The 5174-nt window shown below is 41.5% G+C and carries 3 protein-coding genes and 2 pseudogenes; 3 read left to right on the forward strand and 2 right to left on the reverse strand.

From position 1 onward, the window contains the following. Together HT729_RS12120 and HT729_RS08110 are read left to right on the forward strand one after the other, a co-directional pair. A pseudogene (locus tag HT729_RS12120) lies at window positions 1–158 on the forward strand (damage-inducible protein CinA); the annotation flags it as partial. Between the two features lie 279 nt (window positions 159–437). Then, window positions 438–882: pseudogene (locus HT729_RS08110) on the forward strand (adenylosuccinate lyase); the annotation flags it as partial. Between the two features lie 269 nt (window positions 883–1151). On the opposite strand, the gene HT729_RS12455 reads toward HT729_RS08110, so the two are convergent. Together HT729_RS12455 and HT729_RS12460 are read right to left on the reverse strand one after the other, a co-directional pair. After that, window positions 1152–1286, reverse strand: coding sequence for an IS630 transposase-related protein (locus tag HT729_RS12455; protein WP_007285170.1), 135 nt, complete (start codon window positions 1284–1286; stop codon window positions 1152–1154). A gap of 5 nt (window positions 1287–1291) precedes the next feature. Then, window positions 1292–1441: a hypothetical protein gene (locus HT729_RS12460; RefSeq protein WP_172931885.1), complete on the reverse strand. Its 150-nt coding sequence runs from the start codon at window positions 1439–1441 to the stop codon at window positions 1292–1294. A gap of 614 nt (window positions 1442–2055) precedes the next feature. Between HT729_RS12460 and HT729_RS08125 the strand changes: the two genes are divergently transcribed. After that, window positions 2056–5174, forward strand: a 3119-nt coding sequence (locus HT729_RS08125) for a DUF1542 domain-containing protein (RefSeq protein ID WP_172931886.1), incomplete at its 3' end; no start/stop codon positions are given.

The following is a 5174-nucleotide window of genomic DNA, read 5'->3' on the forward strand; positions in this document are numbered from 1 at the left end:
GCATCGAAAAAGGTTTAGAGCGTGGACTTGAACGTGGAAAACTTTTTGCCTTTCTGGATATGGTTCGCCAAGGACTTCTGACTTCCGAGGTTGCCAGCCATCAGCTGGGTATGAGCGTCGCTGAGTTTGAAGAACTATTGAAAGAGCATCATAAATAAGACCTAAAAAAATACAGAGAAACCAGCAAAGACGAGGTTCGCAAAGCATGGTTGGAGTTTTTTGGGAATAAACCTTTTACCCAGGAACCCGAGCGAGCCATCAGCCAAGCAGACCAACTGCTAGACTACAAGAGCTGGTCCGAGGAGGACAGGGAGATGTTTAGTGAACAACGCAGACGCGAAGAACAAGCCTTGCTAGCGCAGGACTATGCCTTGGAACAAGCTGAGGAAAAAGGGTTGGAACGCGGTCGTGCAGAAGGGATTGAACAGGGTTTAGAGCGTGGTCACATGATTACAGCCTATGAGAATGTGGCTCTCTGGCATGAACACGACATTTCCCACTCATCAGCTGAGCGTATCATCACACCTGATACGACCATCTTGATTGACTACATGCTCAACCGTTTTGGAAATATCGTCAAGAACTTGACGGTCTTACCAGAAAACATGATCCGCAACATGAACGCGACTTTTGGTCTGATCTTTAGCCAACGTGCCATGTTGACCTTGATTGGTAAAAGGCATGACCCGTGAGCAAGCCTATGACTTGGTACAACCAAAAACAGCCTACTCTTGGGACAAGCAAGTAGACTTCAAACTACTTCTGGAAGCAGATCCAGAGGTGACATCACGTTTGACACAAGAGGAAATCGATGAGATTTTCAACCATCTTTACTATACCAAACGAGTGGAGCCTATCTTTGAACGTCTAGGATTAGGATAATTAGAAAAAATCGAATTTCTATGACTCCATTTATAGGAGTAGCAGAACTTCGATTTTTATGTTATATCAAAGCCCTTTGCTAAAAAATATAATAGATTGAAACTAGAATAGTACACCTCTGCTTCTAAAACATGGTTAGAAATCGATTTGATTGTCCTGATTGATTTGTCCTATTTCTATTTCATTTTACTATAGAACCGTCCCATAAGGAGAGAGATTGGAAAATCTCCAGACTAGAGAAGTCAGCGACTTTCTCTGGGTCTTGTTCCTTAAAGCTCGTCATCTTTTTTTGAAGTGACCTTCATCTGCTTTAAAGCTGCCCATACTGAAGGGACAGCACAATCAAAATGTGCCGCAATTTCCCGTAAAAAAGCATCTGGATGAGCCTCTACAAAGGCTTTCAATTCCTCTAAAGGAATCTTTCGATTTTTGATGACTCGCTCTTTCCGCTCTCAGTGTCCTTGTTCACCTCATTTCTTTTCCTAGCTGAAGAGAGTTCTGAAACCAAGATCAAAAACTTTGGCTGCCTCGGCAGGACTGTGTTCTTTTTTGATGCCATCCAATGCTCCTTGTTTAAAATCAGTAGGCTAGGCCATGGCTTTCTGATAACCTGCTTGTTTAAAACTGAGCAGCTATAGTAAGTGGTCAAGACTAGTCAAGTAGTCAGGAGAGGTAAGGAGCCGCTATCTTCTGTTCTATGGCAAGCAATCAGAATAGCTAGTGATATCACTGGCTGTTTCTCTTTTTTAGGCTCCTTGCATGTTGTTATCTTCAAATGATGCCAATGAAAAAGGCGCACCCCCTTACATTTTTTCTACTTATTTTGTCGAGGCTAGTGAAAAAGATAGAGTTATTTTGAAAAAATAATATTTATAGAAATTAAGGGGTGATTGAATCCTAAAGAATCAGAGCATAAGATGTCATGAGAATCGATAAATACTTAACAAATTCATAAAATAATGAAAAATATGGATAAAAAAACCGAATAAAATTCACGAAAATCGAAAAAATGTTTTTTTTTTTAGCAAAATATTAGCAAACAAAAAAGTTGCATATATCTTGGTAATTATGTATCATAGTAACGTAAATCTATGCATAGAGGAAGTCTCCTTCTATAAGGAAGGAGGAGCCTCTCTTACGTAGAAAAATATAATCCTAAAGGAGATTTAAGTAATGGACAAGAAAGTATCCATGAGTCGTTCTGAGCGCCTGCGTCGTGAGAAGGTCACGCGTTATTCTATTCGTAAATATAGTTTTGGTGCGGCCAGTGTGGCAGTAGCGGCTCTATTTATGTTTTTGGGGAACGGAGCAGTGTCAGCTGCTGAGAATGGCGCAGATTCACAAGGCGGAGCCGCTGTGGCAGCTAGCCCTAACGGGGGAGGGGAGGCTGACCCAGGAGATGGAGCACCGTCTACTGCTACAGAAAACCAAAAACCTGTAGCGGTAATTGACTATTCTCGCCAGACTGAAAAGGAAATCTTTGTCTATAATGAGGAAGATGCAAATATTGAAATTCCTGTCCACGATGACAGTGGGGAAATTCTTTATGCAACATTCAAAAAGGGGTCAAACCAGAAATTTAACAAAGTTACAGGAGAAGAAAATAAACTTGACCTTGAGTTTGGCTATACTGGAACGGTAATTAATGATGATAAGTCTAATACTACAACTGCTACTCCTGATGAATCTGGTACTTCTGCTACTGTAGCTGATCCTGCTAAAATTAGCATTTCAGGAAAACCGAATGAGCAACTAAAAGGAAATAATGGATATACAAAAAGAGAGGACCAAGCACTCAAAATTGGGACTCGCTTTGTAAAGGTTGGTGATAAACAAGGTGCGAATAATGTTGGAGACTCTGGGACAATAAGAGATCCAGGCTATATCTCTCTTATCCTTAAATCTCAAACCTACAAATATAGCATCCAGGAACCAGCAAGTAATGCTGATAAAATCAGTGTTACAGATATTAACAATTTAACTACTGCAGATATTGATAAAATTAAAAATCAGCTTAAAGTTGAATATTCTAAAACTAGCCAGGATGCTAGACTAGCGTCGCAAAGAGGTACTGCCCTAACAAATCGTTCTGAAGTAGTGGATAGTGTAAACGTAGAGAACGGAAACGTCACTGTGACCTATAAAGACGGTTCAATCGATGTGGTTCCAGTTGCTAATGTAGCACGTACCAACCAACCTCCAACAGTAGACATTCCATATTCTGATCCTACTGCAAGAGAAATCTATGTGTATAGCGGAGAAGACAACTCATTTGATATCAAAATTAAAGATGATGCAGATAAGATTAAGTCTGCTAAATTGCTGAAAGGTGGGAATCGAGAATTTAGCCCTGTTTCAGGTGAAAATGATAAAGTTGATACAGAGTATGGATATAAGGCAAATGTTTTTAATTCCGAAACACCAGCATCAGAAACTAATCCAGCAGTTATTACCTATTCAGGGACTACAACTGCGACAAGAGATTTGCCACAAAATAAATTGGACGCAGGGACAAAAGGGGAAAATCCTAAACGCCTAGCTTTGGGTTGGCGTTATGTGAGGGTTACGGATCTTGAAGGAACAAACTTCACTGGGTCTGGACAACAAAAAGCCAATGATCATGCTTTCAATGTTGTTAATAAACCTCAGAGAGAAAAATATGATATAAAAACTCCTGAGGAAGCCGACAAGGTTGTGGTGACCGACCCTGCAGCTGTAACAGAGGAAGAGTTTGCAAAAGTAAAAGAAAGAGTCAAACTTGAATATTCTCAAACCAATCCAGATAGACGGTTAGAGTCTAAGCGTGGTCAAGAAGTAGAGAATCAAAATAGTAGGATTCAATCAATCACAAAAGATGGAAATGATTTACTAGTAACCTACACAGATGGATCAATAGACAGAAGACCACTAACAGAGTTTACGACCCTAAATAAACAACCTGCAATCGATGCAGTGAACAAGGCTGCAGAAGATAAGATTGCAGAAATTAATGCTAGTACAGATCCGAATGCTACCGAGGATGAAAAACAAGCCGCTATCGCTAAGGTAAATGCAGATAAGGAAAAAGCATTAGCAGCCATTAATGATCCTAGCCTAACAACAAAAGCTGCCTTGGATCAAGCTCAAACTGAAGGGACAACTGCCATTGCAGCCGACAATCCAGTAATAGCTAAAAAAGCTGAAGCCAAAGCGGCAATTGAAGCAGCTCGTAAGGCCAAAGAAGATGCTATTAATGCAGACAGAAATCTATCAGAAGCTGAAAAAACAGCCGCTATTGCTAAAGCCAATGAAGCAGCCCAGGCAGCAACTGAGAAAATCGATGCAGCGACGACAGATGCAGCTGTAGATGAAGCGCAAACAGAAGCCACTACAGCCATTTCTAAAGTAAACCCAATTGCTAAAGAGAATGCTAAGGCAGCAATTGCCAATGCCTTAACAGCTAAAAATGATGAGATTGATAAGCGCACAGACCTAAGTCAAGCAGAAAAAGACGCAGCTAAAGCAGAAGCCAAAAAATTAGCTGATGCAGAATTAGCTAAAATCAACGCTCAACCTGATAATGAAGATACAGAAGATGCAGCTCGAGCAACCCAAAAACTTGTGGACGCTGCAGAAGATAAAGGTGTAGCGGATGTTACCTCTGTAACTCCAGTAGCCAAAGATGCTGCTAAGAAAGCAGTGGCAGATGAACTAGCTAAGAAAGAAGCAGAAATCGATGCTCGCCAAGATCTAACAGCTGAAGAAAAAGCGAAAGCTAAGGCAGAAGCTCAAGCAGCTGCTGACGAAGCGAACAAGGCCATTGATGCTCAACCAGATGTAGCCGCAACACCAGAAGAAGCCCAAGCAGCTCAAGATAAAGTAGAAGCCGCTAAGACACAAGGTGTAGAAGCGATTAAAGCTGTGAATCCAGAAACAACTGCTAAAGCAGCCGCTGACAAAGCCATTGATGACGCTCTTGCTGCTAAGAACAAGGCCATTGATGAGCGTACAGACTTGACAGATGCAGAGAAGAAAGCTGCTAAAGACAAGGCTAAGGCAGAAGCAGACAAGGCTAAGGCAGCAGTAGCAGCCGCAACAAGTGATGCAGAAGTAGCCAAAGCCAAAGAAGCCGGTGAGTCTGCAGTTGGTGCTGTGAATCCAGTAGCCAAAGATGCTGCTAAGAAAGCAGTGGCAGATGAACTAGCTAAGAAAGAAGCAGAAATCGATGCTCGCCAAGATCTAACAGCTGAAGAAAAAGCGAAAGCTAAGGCAGAAGCTCAAGCAGCTGCTGACGAAGCGAACAAGGCCATTGA

Source organism: Streptococcus sp. 79 (assembly GCF_013277425.1).
GTDB classification, from domain to species: Bacteria; Bacillota; Bacilli; order Lactobacillales; family Streptococcaceae; genus Streptococcus; species Streptococcus pseudopneumoniae.

Excerpts from the sequence above, each read along its gene's own strand:
- HT729_RS12460 (WP_172931885.1), bottom strand. The coding sequence starts at position 1,441 with ATGGCATCAAAAAAGAACACAGTCCTGCCGAGGCAGCCAAAGTTTTTG.